Origin of the sequence: Acinetobacter tandoii (assembly GCF_008867985.1) — a bacterium.
Lineage (GTDB): Bacteria > Pseudomonadota > Gammaproteobacteria > Pseudomonadales > Moraxellaceae > Acinetobacter > Acinetobacter tandoii.
The window spans coordinates 257,549-278,981 of the sequence record NZ_VXLD01000004.1 but is presented as its reverse complement, the minus strand read 5'-3'; the positions used below and the strand labels follow the sequence as shown (position 1 = coordinate 278,981).

The following is a 21,433-nucleotide window of genomic DNA, read 5'->3' as shown; positions in this document are numbered from 1 at the left end:
CTCATTGTCCTAGATAAACTTTCATAATCTGTTCACCCCATAAAAAGGCAACCCAACCCGCAATGGCAATATAAGGGCCAAAAGCAAAAGGTTGATTCTCTTTACGGATTTTGAGAAGAATGATTCCAATGATTGCTCCAGCCAATGAAGACAGCAATATGATCAATGGCAGCATTAAAGGACCCATCCAAGCTCCTAAAGCAGCCAGTAATTTAAAGTCACCATAGCCCATGCCTTCTTTACCTGTAATAATTTTAAACAGGTAATACACAATCCAAAGACAAAGAAAACCAATGATATAGCCCCAGATGGCAACGCTTGGTGAGGTATAAATAGAATAGCTGTTAATTCCCAGTCCTAATGCTGCCAATGGCAAGGTATAACGATCAGGTAGAAGCTGTGTATCGAAATCGATAAAAGTCAGTGCAATCAGAGTATAAGTGAGAATTAAACCAAATAGCATCTGAAGGGTTGGACCATAGACTACGACGACTGTCAAAGCGCAGATGGCAGTCAGCAATTCAACCAAAGGGTAGCGGATACTGATCGGGTTACTACAGGTTCCGCATTTACCACGTAATACTAACCAGCTAATGACAGGGATATTCTGATACCAACGAATAGGTTTCTTACATTGCGGACAGGTTGAAGCTGGCTGGCTGAGACTGAGTTTTTTCTCATCCAAAATGGCTTGTTCAGGGTGAAGGAGTAATTGACAGTCTTGACGCCACTCTTGTTCCATCATTTTGGGAGTACGATAGATGACAACGTTTAAAAAACTACCAATGCATAAACTAAAAATCCCAACTGCTATATAAAGTGCAGTTGGGTTTTGAATAAAATAATCAAGTAAATCTTGCATTAAACCACAGAACCCATTTGGAAGATTGGAAGGTACATGGCAATGACCAGACCACCTACAAGGACACCAAGAATCGCCATGATTAAGGGTTCCATCATTGAGGTTAAGCCATCGACGGCGTTATCGACTTCATTTTCATAGTGTGTGGCGACTTTATCCAACATAGCATCCAATGCACCAGATTCTTCACCAATAGCAACCATTTGTACTGCCATTGCAGGGAATTTATCAGTGACCCGCATAGCAAACTGCAATTGTTGACCAGTTGCAACATCATCTCGGATTTTAAGTACTGCTTGTTCATAGACAACATTATTGGTTGCCCCAGCAGTCGATTCTAAAGCATCAATCAGTGGAACGCCGGCAGCAAAAGTCGTGGCTAAAGTACGGCTGTAACGGGCAATAATGGCTTTGTAAACCAAATCACCAAAAATAGGTGCTTTTAATGCTGCTCTATCCAAAAAGTCGCGGAATTTTTTACTCCGTTTTTTTGCTTCGAGAAAAAGTGAAATTACGATACCAACAGCAATAATGAAGATAAACCAGTATTTTTGCATCCATTCCGACATATTGACCACCATTTTAGTAAATGCTGGTAGGTCGGCACCAAATGAACTAAAGAGATCTTGGAAAACTGGGACTACCTTGACCATTAGAATTATGGTCACAATAACTGCAACGACAATAACGGCAATAGGATATTTCATTGCTTTCTTAATTTTTTGCTTTAATAATTCACTTTTTTCCTTATAAATCGCGACGCGATCTAGCATGGTTTCAAGCGCACCTGATTGTTCACCAGATTCAACCAGCGAGCAAAATAAATTGTCAAAGTACTGTGGGTATTTTTTTAGCGCGCCAGCAAAGGTGTTACCACCTTCAACTTCACCTTTTATACCTAAAACAACTTCTCGCATAGTTGGGTTTTCTAAACCCTCAGCCACAATTTCAAAGCTTTGTACCAAAGGTACACCCGCTTTCATCATGGTGGCCAATTGGCGTGTGAAAATAGTGATGTCCAGTGTGCTGACTTTCTTTTTTAGCAAACCTTCAAGAATATTCTTGCGTTTTTCTCGAATGGTTTTAATCACAACTCCTTGCTTACGTAAGGTGACTTTAGCTAAAGCCATATTCCGTGCAGGGAGTTCCCCTTTAATTTTTGCCCCTTTGCGGTCAACTCCTTCATAACTGAAGGTTGGCATCATCTGTGCTTTTTTGACAGCCATGCATTTATCCTTATTTTAAATACGTACTTTATTCGCTGGTCACGCGATTGACTTCTTGTAGTGAAGTTACCCCTTGCATGACCTTCTTTAAACCTGAAAGACGTAGATTATTAAACCCCAATTTTGCTGATGCTTCTGCAATTTGAATTGCATTGCCATCTTCCATAATAATCTTGGATATTTCAGGTGTAACTTTCATTACTTCATAAATCCCCACACGCCCTTTATAGCCGTCTCGACATTCTGAACAACCAACAGGCTGAAAAATTTTAAAGTCTGGTTGTTGTATCTCTTGCTCAGTGAAGCCCATTTCTAACAAGCTATTTTTTGGTATTTCAGCAGGTACTTTACATTGTGAACAGAGTCGACGAGCTAGTCGTTGCGCAATGACTAAGTTTACAGAGGTTGCAATGTTAAAGGAAGGGACGCCCATATTTCTTAAACGAGTCAATGTTTCTGGTGCGCTGTTGGTATGTAGGGTAGACATCACCATATGACCTGTTTGCGCGGCTTTAATCGCAATTTCAGCCGTTTCTAAATCTCGAATCTCACCGACCATAACAATGTCTGGATCTTGACGTAAGAAAGACTTTAATGCAGCAGAGAACGTCAAGCCAACTTTATTGTTAACGTTAACCTGATTAATCCCTTCTAAGTTAATTTCGACAGGATCTTCTGCGGTTGAAATATTGGTATCTTCTTTGTTCAGGATATTTAAGCCTGTATAGAGAGAAACCGTTTTACCAGAACCAGTCGGGCCTGTGATAAGTAGCATCCCTTGTGGCTTTTCCAGTGCTTCCATAAATAAGGCTTTTTGTTCAGGTTCATAACCTAGTGCATCAATCCCTAGCATTGCACTCGAAGGGTCTAAAATACGCAGTACAATTTTTTCCCCAAATAGGGTTGGTAGTGAGTTGACACGAAAATCAATCGCTTTGGATTTTGAAATTTTTAGCTTAATACGACCATCTTGTGGCACACGTTTTTCAGCGATGTCCATTTGTGACATGACTTTTAAGCGTGAAGCTAGACGGTTGGCTAACTGTAGAGGAGGAGTTGCAATCTGGCGTAAAACCCCATCGACACGATAGCGCACACGATAGACTTTTTCATAGGGTTCAAAATGTAAGTCGGATGCGCCCATACGAATCGCATCAATCAATAATTTATTGATATATTTGACAATTGGAGCTTCATCTTCTTGAGGTTGCTCATCATTGTCTTCTTGATCCGTAGGCTCTTCATGGACGTGCAATTCAAAGTCATCATCAAACTCGAAAGTGCTTTCTTCTGCATAATTTTGTTCAATAATTTTTTCTAATTTGTCATGTTCAACAATAATCGCTTCAATACTGAGTTTGCTGTTGAAGCGCATAGCATCCATGGCATCTATATGCGTTGGATTGCTGGTGGCTACAAAGAGTTGATGTCCACGTCGGAAAATCGGCAACACGCGGAATTTAGTAATCAATTTGTCTTCAACGACATCTCTTAAAATATGGGCAGAGTCATAAGTCGAAAGATCAAATAAGGGTTCACCAAATTCTTCTGAAATTTTTTCGGCAATGACAATCGGTTTGAGTTTTAGGTTTTCAATTAGATAAGGGACAATATCTTGGTTTGTTTTTCTTGCGCTGTTAACTGCAGCCTGCATGTTTTCAGTAGAAACAATCCCATCTTCGACCAAGCGGCGAATAAAACCTGTAAATCGTGGAGAACCTTGTAGTGCTGTCATTCGCTTAATGCCTACTTCAATTAAATTGTTTATAATTGGTATCGTAAAATTATACTTTTGTTGTATAAAAATACCATATCTGAAAGTGTCGTGTTTCGCCAACTATTCATGAAAAGCATGAACTAGTCTAATGAAACTGATTTTTTTTGCCATTTTAATGACTGAAAAAAATATAAAAAAGTGAAGTTAATACTAAACTGTCAAGAAAATTATCTTCTCAATCAGGAATTCCGTGTAGAATGTCGCCGTTTAAATCAATTGTTTTGTGAATGGGTTAAGTATGTCGGATTCGACGATCACGCCTTGGGTTGTGGGTAATTGGAAAATGAATCCAATGCAGGTGAATGCCAAACAACTTATAAATGAATTTAAAGAATTATTGAACAAGAATGAAATTTCTCAAGCGCAATGCCATTTAGCGGTTGCACCGATTTCAATCGCACTCCATTTAGTAAAAGACGAATTAAAACAAGCGAATCGTACTGTTCATGTGGTTGCACAAGATGTCTCTCGTATGGCAGGGACTGGTGCATATACAGGTGAGGTGAGTGCGGCTTTATTAAAAGATAGCGCGATTGAACATGTGTTGATTGGTCACTCTGAGCGACGTGAATTTTTTGGTGATCAGCCACACATCATTCGTGAAAAAGTAAAACATGCTTTGGCAGAAGGTCTAACGGTCATTTATTGTGTCGGTGAAAGCCTTGAGCAGCGCGAGAATGGTCAAGCTGATCAAGTGGTATTACAACAGATTTGTGATATTGCAAGTTGTGTAACAGCAGAGCAGTGGCACCAGATCGTGATTGCTTATGAACCAATTTGGGCGATTGGAACAGGTAAAACTGCATCACCAGAAGATGCACAAAGCATGCATGCTAAAATTCGTGAAGGTTTAAAACAGCTCACAACACTGGGCAGCACAATGCCAATTTTATATGGCGGTAGTGTTAAGCCAGAAAATGCAGTAGAGTTAGCGGCCTGTCCAGATATTAATGGCGCCTTAGTGGGTGGAGCATCTTTGAATGCTGCATCTTTTTATCAAATTGCTCAGGCCTTTGCGCATACAAAATAACGAGGAGTTCATCATGCATACTTTTGTGCTAGTGGTGCATATTATTCTTGCCGTATTAATGATTGGCTTGATTCTTGTACAGCATGGTAAGGGCGCAGATGCAGGTGCCTCTTTTGGTGGCGGTGGCGCTGCAACCGTTTTTGGTGCATCAGGTTCAGGTAACTTCTTAACCCGCTTAACCGCAATTTTGACAGCCTTATTCTTTATTACCAGTTTAACGCTAGCAGTATTTGCAAAACAGCAAACAACAGAAGCATATAGCTTAAAATCTGTACAGACAACAGCACCAGCAACAACTAATTCGGGTGAAACTTCGCCAGCTGCACCTAAAACGAGCGAATAATTAGAATTAATCCTTTCTTTTTTGTGGCGATGCTACTAGAATGCGTCACAGCTGCGGTGGTGGTGGAATTGGTAGACACGCTACCTTGAGGTGGTAGTGCTTTCGGGCGTGGGGGTTCAAGTCCCCCCTTCCGCACCAACTTATGAATCCAGAAAATTAAGTTGGTGTATGCGGCAAATCTGTTGATGCGGGATGGAGCAGTCTGGTAGCTCGTCGGGCTCATAACCCGAAGGTCGTTGGTTCAAATCCAGCTCCCGCTACCAATCAACCTTGTTTTAGAAGCAAACTAAAATAAGTAATTTAAATTGTTAAATTAAGAAATTTTGCGTTTTGTTGCGGGATGGAGCAGTCTGGTAGCTCGTCGGGCTCATAACCCGAAGGTCGTTGGTTCAAATCCAGCTCCCGCTACCAATTTGATTTAGGTGCAACTAAATCAGTGCGAATACGAAGTATTTAGATTGAAAAATATTTCATATTTGTATATAATTTTTGCACGTTGATGCGGGATGGAGCAGTCTGGTAGCTCGTCGGGCTCATAACCCGAAGGTCGTTGGTTCAAATCCAGCTCCCGCTACCAAGTTTCTAAAAGAGGCTCACAACAAGGTGGGCCTTTTTGCACAGTGGACATTAGTTTTCTGTGTAATAATTGGGGCGATTACGCCCTTTTTTATTGGCTATCGTGTAGTGTCGACATCAATTGGTCAAATAGTCATGCTTCACTATAGTAGGTCTGTTTCATCGGTCAACACGACTATTGAATCGCACAAAATGACGAGAGTAAATGAAGTTATCAAATAAAACCCAAGCACTCCAAGACTTAATCACTCCTGCAGTGCAAGCTTGTAATGTAGATTTGTGGGGGATTGAATTTATCCCTCAAGGCAAACGTTCATTATTACGTATCTATATTGACAAAGCTGTTGATGAAAATGTAGAACCAACGATCAATGAAGACGGCGAGCCTGAGCTGGGCCGTGGTGTTGGCGTACAAGATTGTGTGCGTGTCACTCAACAAGTGGGTGCTATGCTTGATGTTCATGATCCAATTTCTGGTGAGTATGCACTTGAAGTGTCTTCTCCAGGTTGGGATCGTCCATTTTTCCAATTGGAGCAGATGCCGGCATATATTGGTCAACAAGTTGCTTTACGCCTGATCAGTGCTGTTGAAAATCGTCGCAAATTTCAAGCTAAATTGGTTGCAGTAGATCTGGAAAATGAAGTGATTCAGGTTGAGGTAGAAAAGCAACAAGTGCTTGAAATTGATAGCAACAATATCGACAAAGCAAATCTGGTTTATCAAGATTAATTTAATTTATAAGAATCTGAACGAATAGGTGGCTTATGGCACGTGAAATTCTTACCGTCGTTGAAACGGTTAGTAATGAAAAAGGTGTACCTCGTGAAGCGATTTTCGAAGCCTTAGAACAAGCGCTTGTTGCTGCGACGAAAAAGAAATTTTACGAAGGAACCAACTCTGAAGAAGCGCGTCTCCGTGTAGAGATTGATCGTAAAACTGGTGATTATCGTACTTTCCGCCAATGGGAAGTGGTTGCAGATGAAGATCATGAAATGCCTGCATGTCAAGATGCTATTTCTGACGTAGATCCAGCGAAATGGTCGATTGGTGACATTCGTGAGTTGGAAGTGGAATCTATTGATTTCGGTCGTATTGCAGCGCAAATTGCCAAGCAAGTGATCGTACAGAAGATTCGTGAAGCTGAACGTGCTTTAGTTGCTGATGCATATGAATCTAAAGTTGGTGAGCTTATTTACGGTGAAGTGAAAAAGCAAACCAAAGATGGTTTCATTATTGACCTTGGTGATAATGCTGAAGCGTATCTTGCGCGTGAAGAAATGATCGCGAAAGAAATTTTACGTCCAAAACAACGCATGAATGCGATTTTGTTTAACGTAAATCGTGAAGGTCGTGGCGCACAATTATTATTGTCACGTTCACGCCCTGAAATGCTCATGGCTCTGATGAAAAAAGAAATTCCTGAAATTTCTGAAGAAATCATTGAGATTAAAGCTGCAGCGCGTCAACCAGGTGTGCGTGCTAAAATTGCAGTGAAAACCAATGACCACCGTATTGATCCTGTAGGTGCTTGTATTGGTATGCGTGGTACGCGTATTCAAGCAGTTCAACAGGAATTGAATGGTGAGCGTATTGATGTAGTGGTATGGTCTGATGATCCAGCACAATACATTGCCAGCGCTTTAGAGCCTGCTGATGTATCTGGTATTGTGATTGATGAAGAAGAGCGTACTGCGGACATTATTTTCGCAACTAGCGATCAACTTGCACGTGCGATTGGTTCTCAAGGCCAAAACGTGCGTTTAGCTTCTGAATTGACTGGCTATAAATTAAACATGATGCTTGAAGAAGAGTATCATGCACGTCAGCAAAATGAAGCACAACAATATCTAGACTTATTTGTATCACGTTTAGACATTGAAGAAGATTTAGCAATGGCGTTGGTGGAGATGGGCTTTACTTCTCTCGAAGAAATTGCTTATGTTCCAGCTGAAACATTTGATGAAATCGAGTTGGATGCTGAAACTGTTGAGTTGTTGCAAAGTCGTGCCAAAGAAGTGGCATTGGCAGATGCATTACAACAACAAGAAAATATCCAAGATCCAAGTGCTGAACTTCTTGCAATGGAAGGAATGACACAGGAAATCGCGTATGCATTGGCTGCACGCGGAGTAGTGACTGTTGATGACTTGGCAGACCAAGCGACTGACGATATCTCGGATATTGAAGGTTTAGGGGCTGAGCAAGCGGGTCAATTGATTATGAAAGCGCGTGAATCATGGTTTAACTAGGAGGTAATATATGACGGACAAGTCGATTCAAGAGTTAGCACTCAGCGTAGGACGTCCTGTAGACAAGCTCCTAGAGCAGGTTCGCGATGCAGGTTTACCGCAACGTAAAGCTGACGACATAATTTCTACTGAACAACAAGATACCCTCGTTAACCATTTGAAGAAAGTTCATGGTCAAGACGTAGGGCAAGCAGGACAAATCACGTTGAAACGTAAAACTACAGGTACTGCTAAAGTGGCAAGTACCTCAGGTAAGGCAAAAACCATTAATGTAGAAGTTCGTAAGAAGCATACATTTACTAAGCCTGATCCTGAACAAATCAAAGCAGAAGCTTTAGCGAAAGCACAAGCTGAACAACAGACTCGTGCGGCTGTTGAACCTAAAGCAACAGCTGAAAGTCCAGTGGCAAATAAAGCAGCTGCAAACTTAGAAGCAATGCGTGCAGCAGCAAAGCAAGAAACCACTAAGCAAGAAACAGCAAAAGCGGCTGTTGTGGTGAAGCGTAAATCGACCAATAAGCCAGTAGTTAAAGCACAAGTTAAAGTGATTGAAACTCCTGAGCAGAAGAGAGCGCGTGAAGCACAAGCGGCACAATTAAAAGCGACTGAAGAAGCAGCACGTCGTAAAGCAGCTGAAGAAGCGCAGCAACGTACTCTTGAACAAATGCGTAAAATGGCGTCGAAATATTCTTCTGAAGATTCGACCACCACGATTCGCGTGATTGATGATTCTCCGTTAGCGGCTGGTCTAGTTGGTCAGGCTTATGAAGATTCATTTGCGAAAGAAGACCGTGATATCAAACGTGGAACCAATACGCCTGGTGCACGTGCACCGAAGAAAGGTGGTCGTCGTGGTGAAGAGCAATCTTTCCGTGACAACACACATAAACGCGGTTTGAAAACCAGTACAGCAAATAAACATGGTTTTGAAAAACCTGTTAAAAAGCAAGTTTATGATGTTGAAATTGGTTCAACGATTGTAGTTGCTGACTTAGCCGCAAAAATGGCGGTTAAGGTGCGTGAAGTGATTAAATCGCTCATGAAAATGGGTGAATTGGTTACGCAAAACCAAGCGATTGATCAAGAAATTGCAGCACTTGTAGTTGAAGAAATGGGGCATAACCCGGTTCTGGTATCAGATACACAAGCTGAAGATAACTTGCTTGAAGCAGCTGAAGAGGCACGTGGTGCTCAAACAACACGTCCACCAGTTGTTACAATTATGGGTCACGTTGACCATGGTAAAACATCATTGCTTGACCGCATTCGTCGCTCGAAAGTGGCGGCAGGTGAAGCTGGTGGTATTACTCAGCATATCGGTGCTTACCATGTGACAACGGACAAAGGTATTATTACTTTCTTAGACACTCCTGGACATGCTGCATTTACTGCAATGCGTTCACGTGGTGCGAAAGCGACTGATATCGTAGTCTTGGTTGTGGCGGCGGATGATGGTGTAATGCCACAAACTGCTGAAGCAATTGACCATGCGCGTGCAGCAGGTACACCTATCATTGTTGCAATCAACAAGATGGATAAAGAATCAGCTGATCCAGATCGCGTCTTGAATGAATTGACCACCAAAGAAATCGTGCCTGAGCAATGGGGCGGTGATGTTCCAGTAGCAATGGTGTCAGCACATTCTGGTCAAGGTATTGATGAGCTTCTGGACTTGATTTCAATTCAAGCTGAAATGTTAGAGTTGAAAGCATCTGAAGAAGGTGCAGCACAAGGTGTAGTAATTGAAGCGCGTGTAGACAAAGGCCGTGGTGCAGTAACTTCTATCTTGGTACAAAACGGTACCCTTAAAGTGGGTGATCTTGTACTTGCAGGTTCATCTTATGGTCGCGTTCGTGCGATGGCTGATGAAAACGGTCAACGTATCAAATCGGCAGGTCCTTCGATTCCAGTTGAAATCTTGGGTCTTCCTGAAGCGCCAATGGCGGGTGATGAAGTTCTTGTTGTGAATGACGAGAAGAAAGCACGCGAAGTGGCCGATGCCCGTATGGATCGTGAACGTCAAAAACGTCTTGAGCGTCAAAGTGCAATGCGTTTAGAAAACATTATGGCATCAATGGGCAAGAAAGATGTGCCGATTGTGAATGTAGTGTTGAAAACTGACGTACGTGGTACTTTGGAAGCATTACATGTTGCGCTTGCTGAACTTGCAACAGATGAAGTGAAAGTTCGTATTATTGGTTCAGGCGTAGGTGCAATCACTGAGTCTGACGTAACATTGGCTGAATCTTCTGAAGCTGTATTGCTCGGCTTTAACGTCCGTGCAGACAACACCGCGCGTCAAAAAGCGGATGCAGATGGTATCGACATTCGTTACTACAGCGTGATCTATCAATTGATTGATGATGTGAAAGATGCCATGAGTGGTAAGCTTGCACCAGAACATCGTGAAACGATTCTGGGTGTGGCTGAAGTACGTGAAGTCTTCCATTCAAGCAAATTTGGTGCAGCAGCAGGCTGTATGGTTCTTGAAGGCATGTTACACCGTAATAAACCGATTCGCGTATTACGTGATGACGTGGTGGTATTCCAAGGTGAGCTTGAATCTCTTCGTCGCTATAAAGATGTGGTTGAAGAAGTTCGTGCTGGTATGGAATGTGGTCTTGCAGTGAAAGGTTATAAAGACATCAAAGTCCAAGATAAGATCGAAGTCTATGATGTTCAACTGATTAAACGGAGTCTTTAATGGCGGGTAGTCAGCGTCTGAAGCGAATGGCAGATACAGTTCAACGTGAGTTGTCTGAGTTAATCCGCCAAGAGCTGAAAGATCCACGCTTAGGTGGTCTTGTGACCATCTCGGCAGTGAAGGTCAGCCCAGATTTAGGCTATGCAGAAGTCTATGTCACCGTGATGGGACGTGAGCTTGGCGATGAGCAAAGTGCAGTGGCAAATAAAGAAACTTTGGATGTGCTGAATAAGGCATCAGGTTTCTTACGTCATGAACTCAGTCGTCGTATTAAGACACGTATTACGCCACGTTTACGTTTCCATTATGACAAGACCAATGCGTATGGTAACTATATGTTTGGTCTGATTGCAGAAGCAGTGAAGGATTTACCTGCTGCTGAAGCAAAACAAGATGACGAATAAGCTCAAGATTAAAATTGAGTGATATAAAAAGCCACCTTCGGGTGGCTTTTTTAATGCTTATGAGTTATTGGCGGCGACGCTGGCGTTGCCATGGTAATGGCCGATTTAATGCTTCGGGTACATCACCACTCCTCGAGCGTAAGCGCAGATGAAGTGCTGCTTGTGCCATGAGATTGGCTGATACAGGGGCTGTGATGAAGGCTAAGAGCGTGAGCAGAACTTCAGCAAAACCAATACGTCCTTGAAAAGCCGAGAAGATCATGGCAGCAATTAAAAAGCTTCCTAAACCTAAGGTGCTCGATTTGGTAGGTGCATGCAGACGCATAAATAAGTCGGGTAGACGTACCATGCCAATGCCTCCAACCAACATGAAGAATGCACCAATCAGCAAGAAAATAGAAACCAGTATTTCCATGAGTAATTGCATGTGATGGACTCCTTAATCGATAACATGACCAGAGGTGAAGTAGCGTGCCAAAGCGACAGTGGATACAAATCCAAGCATTGCCACCAGTAGTGCTCCTTCAAACAGTGATGTGGTGCTCCAGTAGATGCCTAATACCACAATGAGACAAGTCGCATTCAAGAATAAGGTATCTAAGGCCAACAACCGATCTACAATAGAGGGTCCAACAATCAGGCGACCCAAGCACATCATCATTGAAAGTGTGATTGCAACCATACAGATACCCAAAGCATAAGGTAAAATGGTCATGTGGCATCTCCTGAGTTGACGTGGAAGATCTCCATTAGTGGTTTTTCATAACGATTTTTGATGTCTTGAATATCAACTTCCGTATCATCACTACTTAAGGCATGAACCAAAATATCACCACGGTCTTGATCAATCCCAGCAGAAACCGTACCAGGAGTGGTGGTAATGATCATCGCCAGTAAGCTATTTACTTCATCGTGTTGGGTGTCTAAAGGTACGCGATACCATTTAGGATGTAATTGATCTATTGGACCTAAAACTAGCTTAGCAATCCGAATATTGGAAATGACAATATCCCAAAGTACAACAAAAAATAGCTTAATCGCTGCCTTCCAATGAATATTCGGTGTCTGCTGAATAAAGGGTTGTACTAAGCGTGGAATAATCAAGGCAAGTAAACTTGCCATGACCAATGTTGCTGCATCTAAACTATGTGCCAGCATTATCCACGTGACTGCAACCAAAACCGAAACAAAAGGATGAGGTAGCCATCGATTAAGGAAAGATTTTTTTTGCATCATTATGGCTCCACTGGTTTAAGTTGAGCATCATCAGGAATTAACATTTCATGGGTCTGTTGTTCTTGAATCTGACGTAACTTGTATGGTGAAATGTGCTCGCCAGACAAAGTATCTTCACTGATGGTATACGGAATAAGATGTGCATTAGGATCGAGTTCTTCACCACCGTATTTGGTTTCGGGTAAGTTTTCAGGATCAAAAGGCTGCACACTAATGACTTGATTTAGCTCATCCTTCTTCAATAGAGTCGCTTCATACAAGGCATTATTTTGAATTTGTAATGCAGTATTCTGAGTATATTGCTGTATAGGTCCTGCCGCGACCATATAACAAATCAGACTAGCCAATAAGACATAGATGGCTATGTCGTTGCGTGGAGGAGCTTTTTCTGGAGTTGCTTGGTAAGCTGTATATTCTGCATCAATATGTGCAATTTCTTCAGGTTTGCTGGCACGCCAGAACAGAATAAAACCCACACGAGTAAATGCGAGAATACTGAGCAAACTCACAACCAGAATCACTGTAATCACAATGCCTTGATAAGGTTCATTTGCAGTGGCTTGAAGAATGAATACTTTGCCAAGAAAGCCACTGAAAGGGGGCAATCCCGCCATCATTAATGCAATGAGAAAATAGCAAATCGAAAGCACATGATGTTGTTTCATCTGTGGTGCGATTTTTAAATGATCCTTGTAGACACCACGTTGCGAGGTAATCCAGCCACAAAGCAGATAAAAAGCGGCTGCAATCAGCGTACTATGTACCAGATAATACAGCGTTGCCGACCATGCTTGGGTGTTAAACAAGGCAATAGCAGTGAGTAAGGTTCCAATGGAAGACAACACCATAAAACCGACAAAACGGCGTAAACGTTCCGCACCAATGGCACCAATCACACCATAGAGTGAGGTGATTAAACCGATAGGCAATAAGCAGTTTTGTAGAATGGATTGACTTAAAGCATCATCAAATACGGTACCGTTAACCCGTAAAATGGCATAAATGCCGACTTTGGTCATGATGGTGAAAATGGCGGCAACAGGGGTGGTGGCTACGGCATAGGTTTTGGGTAACCAGAAGCCGACAGGTAACATTGCGGCTTTAATTCCAAATACCACAAATAATAATAGTCCACCTGCTACAGCTAATTTGTGCTCATCAGGTTGTAAGCTCGGTAGTAAGCGTGCGACATCTGCCATATTCAAACTGCCGACGCTACCATAAATCATGCCCAGACCAATCAGGAACAATGCAGAGGCCAAGAGGTTGATGGTGACGTAATGAATACCGAGCTGAAAGCGTGCTTTGCCTTGTCCATGCAAGAGCAACACATAAGATGCCATCAATAGAATTTCGAAGAACACAAACAGGTTAAACAAGTCGCCTGTGAGGAATGCTCCGCATAATCCCATTAATAAGAAATGGAACATGGTATGAAAATAACGACCACGGGTATCCCACTCACGGCTTGCAAACCACAAAACAGGCACTGCAAGTGCATAGGTTAAGACTAGCATTAAGGCAGAGAGTTGGTCTAAAACCAAAACGATCCCGAAAGGTGCCGTCCATTCACTCAGGTTATAGCTGCTGATTTGTCCATGACTGGCCACCATTAAATAGCAAATTGCAGTAGCGAGCCCTAAGAGTGCAGAAATCAGACTGATGCCACGACGCCAAGGTTGACGCCAGTCGTAGGCAAGTGAACCTGAACCTGGATTGCCCAGTAAAACCAGAATAAAGCCAGTAAATGCAGGAATGATGATGCTGAAAATTGGTGTATGCTCGGCCCAAAATTGGATGAAGTTATGCATTAAGGCTCATCCTCGCGTGGGTCAACAAGACTAATTTCTTCTTTTGAGTCAACGTGGTCGGTCCCTGATTCATAGCGGCTGCGTAAAGCCAGTTGTACAATAAAGGCTGTGGTGGCGAAACCAATCACAATGGCTGTAAGGACGAGCGCTTGTGGCAATGGGTCCGTGGACTTGGACGCTTCAGTCAATACTGCAGGCGAGTTGATTTGGACCCGCCCCATCGCAAACAGAAACACGTTTACCGCATAACCAATCATGGCTAAGCCAAGTACCACTGGAAAGGTACGCGCGCGCAGAATCAGATAGATGCCTGTTGAAACTAACAGTCCAATCGCAGAGGCAATAAGAAATTCTAGACTAATCATATTATTTCCCCTTTGGTAATGGACCAGACATGCTTGAGTGGCGCGAGTCACCCAGAACAGAAATCATGAGCATGGTTGCACCGACCACTGTGACATAGACCCCAACATCAAATGCAGCCGCAGAAGCCAAGTGCATTTCACCTAAAATTGGGGGTGAAACGTAGATGTGTGCACTGGTCAGAAACGGGCGTCCCCAGAACCATGCTGCAATAGCTGTTAGTCCTGCAATGCTTAGACCTGCACCAATCCAGATTTCGTATAGGCGTCCAGATTTGGCGCGAAGCAATTGTTCGGCTTGGTCTTGGCCTAATGCAATATATTGAATGATCAATGCCAAAGAGGTAATTAAGCCTGCAATAAAACCACCACCAGGTTCATTGTGTCCACGTAGGAAAATATACAAGCTGATGACCAAAGCCAGCGGTAAAATCCAAGAGGATGCGATACGGAGCATTAAAGGGGAGGGGTTAAAGCGATAAGTTAAACCTTGTGTGATGGTTGTACCATGTGTACGCATACCATCCATTAAACAGAGTGTGCCGATACCTGCAATACCCAATACCGTGATCTCACCGAAGGTATCGAAACCACGGAAATCGACCAGAATCACGTTAACAACGTTTGAACCACCACCCAGAGGTATCGACTGTTGTAAGAAGAACCAAGAAATTGAATTATGGTCACGCGTCAGAATCAGCCAAGTGATCCAACCAATGCCAAGTCCACCGACAATAGAAAGAATGGCATCGCGCCAACGACGTGCTTGACTGGATTCATAAGGTGTAAGCTGAGGTAAGAGTGATAAGCTCATGAGCAGCAACACCGTGGTCACAACATCCACAGTAATTTGCGTTAGGGCCAAATCTGGTGCTGACAAAGTGACAAACACCATGGTCACAACTAAACCAATGGCACCACTAATCAGGACAGCTTTAATGCGTTCATGATGGAACCAGAGCATCATCCAGCAGGCAGAGAATAACAATAGCCATAGCACAATTGCGAGCATAGGAGCATGAGTCAGTTCACGTGTACCTGTGGTCAGCCCTTGACCCATCAGAGGAACAGCGACCAAGACAATACTAAACGCTACGATCCAGAGCAGGTAAGTTTGCAAGGAGCCTGTTTCTGTTGTACGTTTAATTTTTCGTGATTTAAGGAGTAAGTGCTTGAGCAGAGACTCAAAGATAAGTTTACCTTGAAAAGGTCCCAAGGCTGGGTCTAGGTCAATACTACGAATTTTACGGTTCTTTGCTAGAACGAAGTAAAAGCTTAAACCGCCAACTAGAGCAATTAAACTCATCACTAAAGGTAAATTAAAACCATGCCAGATGGCCAAATGTGTTCCCGAGAAGTCATGTAACTGCGTACTGGCGCGCGCCGTACTATTGACAATTTGCTCAACAGTGAGCGCAGGGAAAATGCCCACCACAATACATAGAATTGCCAAGAGAATTGCAGGCGCACGCATGCCAATAGGCGGTTCATGTCCATCTTTATTAGGAACTTGCTCACCAAGTGGACCATCAAAAAACACGCCATGCACTAAACGTACAGAATAAGCAACTGCAAAAATACCTGCCAAAGTCGCAATAGTTGCGGACAGCACCAGTACTGGGCCATTTAAGTTTGCCAATAACTCGGTAAAGAACATTTCTTTAGACAAGAAACCATTGGTCAGTGGAACACCTGCCATAGCCGCTGCGGTGACCATAGTCAGGGTGGCTGAGAACGGTAATAATTGCCATACGCCACTTAATTTACGTAAGTCACGCGTTCCTGTTTCGTGATCAACAATACCTGCAATCATAAACAGCGCCGCCTTAAAGGTGGCATGGTTGATGATGTGGAAAATGGCAGCAGCGACAGCCAATGGTGAACCAATCCCCAATAGGCAGACGATTAAACCCAGATGACTGATGGTCGAGTAGGCCAGAAGCCCTTTCAGATCTTCTTTGAAAATGGCAAAGAATGCCGCCATGCATAGGGTGAATAAGCCAACAAAAGTCACAATATTGTGATAAAGCGCAGCACCCGCAAAGATTGGGAGTAAGCGTGCCAGCAAGAAAATTCCCGCCTTCACCATGGTGGCCGAATGCAGATAAGCGGACACAGGTGTTGGTGCAGCCATGGCATTCGGGAGCCAGAAGTGGAAGGGGAACTGCGCACTTTTGGTAAAGGCACCGAGTAGAATCAGCAATAAGGTTGGGGTAAATAAGGCATGATTTTGAATATGTTCTGACATGGTCAGAATCTGGTCAATTTGATAGGTGCCTGTAATTTGCCCCAGTAAAATAAAGCCCCCCAGCATGGCCAAGCCACCCATTCCTGTAATGGTGAGTGCCATACGCGAGCCACGTTGTGCAACATCATAGTTGCTCCAGTAGCCGACCAAGAGGAAAGAAGAAATACTGGTCAGTTCCCAAAAAATTAACAGCAGAATTAAATTATTGGAAAGAGAGATACCCAACATTGCTGCCATAAACAACATGAGCAATAGATAGAGTTTGCTCAATGAGTTTTTTGGGCTGAGGTAATAATAGGCATAAATAAAAATGAGCGTGCCGATACCTGTGATCAGCAAAGAGAAAAGTAGACCTAAGGCGTCCAGACGGAAACTGAGATCAATGCCCAGTTGTGGTAACCAAGACCAACTTTGAGTAATGACTTCGCCATGAAAGACCTGCTTTGCTTGAGTCAGTAACAGAATTAAACTACTTAGACTGACTCCGATAGCCCCGAAAGCCGTTACCCCGCGCGAAAAATTTTTCAGCCACGAGACAAGGGTTGTGCCCAGTACTAACGGTAACAAGATAATAATTGGTAGCACACTTGTATCCATTGTCGTGATAGGTCGAAACCTATGGGTGAATCTTATCTTTCAAGGATTACAGGACAGCAAAGAGATATCCAAAAAATTCAATCTTGAAAGCCGTAAAGAAAATAAAAAAAGCGAAAAGCAAGCTGTGTTGCGCAACTTGAAAACTATAGCAAAACAAAATTTTACTATAAAAAAGCTGAATAAATCTGATCTTATTACATGAATAAAACAACATCAAACCTTTTCGTGCACACCGATCGAATTCTCTGTTTTGAGGCCAAAATTGAACTTAAAGTAACTGTTCTCTTGCAAAAAAACTAGGACGACGGGTTCTGAAAAGAAGAATCGTGCTCTTGTTGCCACAGTTGCTGAAACTCAGCTTGTGCTTCTGGTGAGAGTTGTTGAATTTGTGCATACAATTGCTGAACCACCGAAGTGGAGGGGGTATCAGATAACTGCTCGAGTTCAGTCGTGTCAGATAATGAAATTTGACTGAGTTCTGCATAAATTTGATCAAATTGTTGTTGTAGTGGTTGCAGTACGATGTCTTGTACTCCCTGCGCAGAAAGTTGCAGGCACTGATAGGTGGCCGCATTTTCAAGGAGTTCTGTTCGGTTACCCGTTGCGATAATTTGTAACTGTGGAAAGGCTTGATGTAACTGTTGCAAAATCTGGCTGCAATGTTGTTGATCTAGTTGTTCATCAATCGCATCGATGAGTAAGATGCCATCACCTTCTAAGCAAGGATAGAGACTGAAAGGGTTGAGCAAGCACATGCGTCGAACAATATCACCAATCAATGCTATCCAATTTTTTTGACTGCTGGAAAGCTGTTGAAATTGCATCGTTTTGCCTTGATAGCTCACCATTAATTGCAGTTTGGGTTGATATTGCACAAAAATATCATTTAGTTCAGGCAAGACGATGCGCAGACTATCTTTTAGGGCTTTTAAGCATGGCGCATGGAGTTGTGCATGGGCTTGAAATAAGGTGTTCGGAATATTTTCGGGTTGTAAGTGCTGACCTAAATGTAATTGATCACGCATCAACTGTTGGAACAGTTGAGCGGTCTGAGCATTTTCCAGATCACTAATTTCACGAAACCATTCAAAGAAACGGCTAAAGGTAGTAAAAGGAATGGCTGCTACGTCATAGGCATATGCAGCTTGAAATACAATCGGATTGTTCTTGCTCAGTAAATTGATTTCATTGACAAAACGTTCAGCGGGGTAATAAGCAATCAGCGGTAAGCCCTGCATCGGGTCTTGTTGTAGGGCCCGATGATAAAGTTGAACCAGTTGTTCAAGCTGATCGGTTTCAGCTTTACTCAGCCCAATGCCTTGCTGATTGAGGGTTTTATAGAGTTGCCAACTGCAATGATTCAACACTTCAGGTTGTGCCGTTTCAGACTCTGCGAGGGTGCCAATATCGGTAGGAATTTCGACACAAATCTGAACTTTGGACTGTAGGCGGCTATGCAGAATATCTTGATCTAACATAACCACACCCGCACTACGCAGGTCTTTATAACGGGCAGCAAACCAAGTTAAGGCTTGATAGGCATGCTTGAGAATGCTGGTTTTGCCTGTAGCTTGATCGCCTAAAATCAGGGTGATGGGTTGATCATGATAATGAAATTGAAGCTGTAAATTGGCAAACAGATTGGTGTGTTTGAGCTGTAACGATTCGATTTTCATATAAGCCCCGCATTCGTGCAATGGCTAGCCTGCCGCTTGGCGTAATGAGACAGGCATCCTATTTTTCAGTTGTTGCATCAAGTCGTAAATATGATGAATATTTAGACTTACTTTAGCACGAGTACAGGCGACGTACAGCAATCTTAACTCTTCGTCACTAATTTTATGATCTTGTTCCGTCAGCTTAAACTGATAGTCATCTTCGATGTGCACACGGTCCCATTCTAGTCCTTTGGCTTTGTGTGCCGTGGAAATAATATAATCGGCTTGTTCAATCGGAGTAATTTTGGCTAAAGCACGTTTAAGCGGATCGGTACCATGATCATCTACCAATTTCACCAAAGGTTTAATGTCGCTGCCTTCATTGGTTTCGCAATATTCATGTACATCATGCCAAGAATTAAACCACGCCAGTTCAGGCACATCAGTGACACGTTTGCCCTGCTTCAACATGCTCGCGGCATCGACAAAACGATTCAGTTTGACATGGTCGGCTTGTAGACTCACTTTATCGCCATGTACCAACCCTGAAAGCAACAGTTCCATGGCGCGAGCATTGGTCCGACATAAAATCGCATCTCGCATTTTGGTGTGTGGTTTATTCACCACTTTGGAATTCAACAGTGGATTGCCCAACAGAGGCACTTTTTCATTCAGCGCGCCCAAGATGGCATTGGCATTGTGTGCAATACTTTCACCAAAGCGAAATGAGGTTGTGAGGCGAGATTCGGGTAAAGGAAGTTGCTGCATGGCATTGATGGCACCACGCCAAGCATAAATCTGTTGATGTGCATCACCGACATAAATTACTTGAGTATTTTTCTGACGCAATAAGATGCCTAACATTAAAGGATCGGCGTCTTGTGCTTCATCAAATAGCACGTAGTCGGCAGGAATATTCGGTTCAGATAGTGCCCAAAGTTTCAGATAAATATCATGCCCAATTCCTGCCTGATGATTGGGATCAATCGATTCTAGCCAACGACGTTCTACCGCAGGATAAAGATGCTTTTGTAAGGTGTCGATATCATCAGGATGAAGCCAGTTGGGCGCTTGCAGATGTCGCGGTGCAGGGTATTGCGAACTGGTTGAGCAAAAATAGCTCACCGCATTGGCGACCAGACTGGCAAGTCGACTCGGCATCAGCACATATTTTTCATAGCGTCCGCCCATCATGCGTCTTAAGGTAATCGGTTCTAACCGATACTCTTTGGCAATGAAGCTGGGGCTGAGTCGGGGTAATCGCAGTTTGTCGGTAATTCCACGTGGAACACTACGAAAGGCCAGTGAGTGAAAGGTGCGGCAATCCACATTGGAGTGAAACTTTTGCTGCGCTTCACTGGCGATGGCTTTGTTAAAGGCCAGATACATGCCACGTCGTTGTGGCATAGCATCACTGATCATTTGTAGAGTGGTGGTTTTACCTGTGCCAGCATAGGCAATCACTTTAAAGGATTGTCCTAGACGCGCGTTATCAATGGCAGTCGCCTGCTCATAGGTTGCGCTCGGTTTCTGATGTTGATTTGACACAGGCAAATAGAACTTTAGTGGCTACGGTTGGCTTTTTCGACCAAACCTGAGAGTCCTTGGCGTCGTGCCAATTCATTCAAAACCAGTTGTGGATCTAAGTCAAAATGACCCAACATCACAATGGTATGGAACCATAAATCTGCCACTTCATAAATCAAATCATTTTTATTGTCTTCATTGGCGACCAATTGCAATTCTTTTGCGGCAAGAATCGTTTCAATGCTTTCTTCACCAATTTTTTCTAAAATTTTGTTCAAACCCTTGTGGTATAGCTTTGCCACATAAGAAGAGTCAGGATCTGCACCTTTACGTTCAGTCATCATTTGACCGAGGTAAGACAGCACTTCGACTTGCTCTGATTGTGCATTAGACGCATTCATGGCAATAGTATGTGGATTGCTGGATTTTTCAGCCGCGTAAATCTGGCTCGGATCTTTCAGTTGTGCATCGACAATTTCCCAGCCTTGCGGGGTGAGTTTACGATAGAAACATGATTCACGACCCGTATGGCAGGCAATACCGCCGTGTTGTTCAATTTGTAGAACAATGACATCTGCATCGCAATCCAGACGAATTTCATGCACGGTTTGAAAGTGTCCAGACTCTTCCCCTTTGTGCCACAACTTGTTACGTGAACGGGAAAAATAAACGGCCTGATTTTTTTCAGCAGTGAGTGCCAAGGCTTCGCGGTTCATCCACGCCACCATAAGCACGCGTCCTGTTTGATGATGCTGTGCAATGGCAGGGACTAAACCTTGTTCGTTAAATTTTACTTCATCGAGCCAGCGCACGTTGTTCATA

The 21,433-nt window shown here is 43.1% G+C and carries 18 protein-coding genes and 4 tRNA genes; 10 read left to right on the top strand and 12 right to left on the bottom strand.

What is annotated here, in order from left to right:
- Window position 1 precedes the first annotated feature (1 nt).
- Genes F4W09_RS17405 through pilB form a run of 3 tightly spaced genes read right to left on the bottom strand, consistent with a single transcriptional unit; the run spans window position 2 to window position 3,823 of the window.
- A complete protein-coding gene (locus tag F4W09_RS17405; protein ID WP_016168401.1) occupies window positions 2-862 on the bottom strand; it encodes a prepilin peptidase in 861 nt (286 codons plus the stop codon).
- The gene (locus tag F4W09_RS08870; protein ID WP_016168400.1) at window positions 862-2,088 is read right to left on the bottom strand and encodes a type II secretion system F family protein; all 1,227 of its coding nucleotides are present in this window, start codon (window positions 2,086-2,088) and stop codon (window positions 862-864) included. The genes F4W09_RS17405 and F4W09_RS08870 overlap by 1 nt, the downstream gene beginning before the upstream one ends.
- A 28-nt stretch (window positions 2,089-2,116) precedes the next feature.
- Window positions 2,117-3,823 carry a type IV-A pilus assembly ATPase PilB gene (pilB, locus tag F4W09_RS08865; RefSeq protein ID WP_016168399.1) on the bottom strand — a complete coding sequence of 569 codons (1,707 nt, stop codon included), beginning with the start codon at window positions 3,821-3,823 and terminating at the stop codon, window positions 2,117-2,119.
- A gap of 280 nt (window positions 3,824-4,103) precedes the next feature.
- On the opposite strand from pilB, the gene tpiA reads away from it, so the two are divergent.
- From tpiA to F4W09_RS08815, 10 genes are all read left to right on the top strand, one after another.
- A complete protein-coding gene (gene tpiA, locus F4W09_RS08860) occupies window positions 4,104-4,895 on the top strand; it encodes a triose-phosphate isomerase (protein ID WP_016168398.1) in 792 nt (263 codons plus the stop codon).
- Window positions 4,896-4,908: 13 nt separating this feature from the next.
- Window positions 4,909-5,238 (top strand): preprotein translocase subunit SecG, encoded by a 330-nt coding sequence (gene secG / locus F4W09_RS08855; RefSeq protein WP_016168397.1) that lies wholly within the window; start codon window positions 4,909-4,911, stop codon window positions 5,236-5,238.
- A 53-nt stretch (window positions 5,239-5,291) separates the two neighbouring features.
- Window positions 5,292-5,376 (top strand) — tRNA-Leu (locus tag F4W09_RS08850).
- Window positions 5,377-5,424: 48 nt separating this feature from the next.
- Window positions 5,425-5,501, top strand: a tRNA-Met gene (locus tag F4W09_RS08845).
- Between the two features lie 71 nt (window positions 5,502-5,572).
- Window positions 5,573-5,649: transfer RNA gene (locus F4W09_RS08840), tRNA-Met, on the top strand.
- Between the two features lie 89 nt (window positions 5,650-5,738).
- Window positions 5,739-5,815: transfer RNA gene (locus tag F4W09_RS08835), tRNA-Met, on the top strand.
- A 204-nt stretch (window positions 5,816-6,019) separates the two neighbouring features.
- Window positions 6,020-6,544 (top strand): ribosome maturation factor RimP, encoded by a 525-nt coding sequence (rimP, locus tag F4W09_RS08830; protein ID WP_016168396.1) that lies wholly within the window; start codon window positions 6,020-6,022, stop codon window positions 6,542-6,544.
- A 35-nt stretch (window positions 6,545-6,579) separates the two neighbouring features.
- A complete protein-coding gene (nusA, locus tag F4W09_RS08825) occupies window positions 6,580-8,064 on the top strand; it encodes a transcription termination factor NusA (RefSeq protein WP_016168395.1) in 1,485 nt (494 codons plus the stop codon).
- Between the two features lie 10 nt (window positions 8,065-8,074).
- Window positions 8,075-10,768 carry a translation initiation factor IF-2 gene (infB, locus tag F4W09_RS08820; protein WP_016168394.1) on the top strand — a complete coding sequence of 898 codons (2,694 nt, stop codon included), beginning with the start codon at window positions 8,075-8,077 and terminating at the stop codon, window positions 10,766-10,768.
- Entirely contained in the window at window positions 10,768-11,172 is a 405-nt protein-coding gene (locus tag F4W09_RS08815; RefSeq protein ID WP_016168393.1) for a ribosome-binding factor A, read from the top strand. Before infB ends, F4W09_RS08815 begins: the two co-directional genes overlap by 1 nt.
- A gap of 64 nt (window positions 11,173-11,236) precedes the next feature.
- Here F4W09_RS08815 and F4W09_RS08810 read toward each other — a convergent pair whose 3' ends face one another.
- From F4W09_RS08810 to hisIE, 9 genes are all read right to left on the bottom strand, one after another.
- On the bottom strand, window positions 11,237-11,599 hold the full coding sequence (locus tag F4W09_RS08810; RefSeq protein ID WP_016168392.1) for a Na+/H+ antiporter subunit G: 363 nt from the start codon (window positions 11,597-11,599) through the stop codon (window positions 11,237-11,239).
- A gap of 12 nt (window positions 11,600-11,611) precedes the next feature.
- On the bottom strand, window positions 11,612-11,887 hold the full coding sequence (locus tag F4W09_RS08805; protein ID WP_016168391.1) for a monovalent cation/H+ antiporter subunit F: 276 nt from the start codon (window positions 11,885-11,887) through the stop codon (window positions 11,612-11,614).
- A complete protein-coding gene (locus tag F4W09_RS08800; protein WP_026440891.1) occupies window positions 11,884-12,405 on the bottom strand; it encodes a Na+/H+ antiporter subunit E in 522 nt (173 codons plus the stop codon). Before F4W09_RS08800 ends, F4W09_RS08805 begins: the two co-directional genes overlap by 4 nt.
- A gap of 2 nt (window positions 12,406-12,407) precedes the next feature.
- A complete protein-coding gene (locus F4W09_RS08795; RefSeq protein WP_016168389.1) occupies window positions 12,408-14,219 on the bottom strand; it encodes a monovalent cation/H+ antiporter subunit D in 1,812 nt (603 codons plus the stop codon).
- On the bottom strand, window positions 14,219-14,584 hold the full coding sequence (locus F4W09_RS08790; protein WP_016168388.1) for a Na+/H+ antiporter subunit C: 366 nt from the start codon (window positions 14,582-14,584) through the stop codon (window positions 14,219-14,221). Before F4W09_RS08790 ends, F4W09_RS08795 begins: the two co-directional genes overlap by 1 nt.
- Before the next feature lies 1 nt (window position 14,585).
- Entirely contained in the window at window positions 14,586-17,426 is a 2,841-nt protein-coding gene (locus F4W09_RS08785; RefSeq protein ID WP_016168387.1) for a monovalent cation/H+ antiporter subunit A, read from the bottom strand.
- Window positions 17,427-17,722: 296 nt separating this feature from the next.
- The gene (locus F4W09_RS08780) at window positions 17,723-19,102 is read right to left on the bottom strand and encodes an AAA family ATPase (protein ID WP_016168386.1); all 1,380 of its coding nucleotides are present in this window, start codon (window positions 19,100-19,102) and stop codon (window positions 17,723-17,725) included.
- Between the two features lie 24 nt (window positions 19,103-19,126).
- The gene (locus tag F4W09_RS08775) at window positions 19,127-20,632 is read right to left on the bottom strand and encodes a UvrD-helicase domain-containing protein (protein ID WP_016168385.1); all 1,506 of its coding nucleotides are present in this window, start codon (window positions 20,630-20,632) and stop codon (window positions 19,127-19,129) included.
- A gap of 14 nt (window positions 20,633-20,646) precedes the next feature.
- Entirely contained in the window at window positions 20,647-21,432 is a 786-nt protein-coding gene (hisIE, locus tag F4W09_RS08770; protein WP_016168384.1) for a bifunctional phosphoribosyl-AMP cyclohydrolase/phosphoribosyl-ATP diphosphatase HisIE, read from the bottom strand.
- Between the last annotated feature and the right edge of the window lies 1 nt (window position 21,433).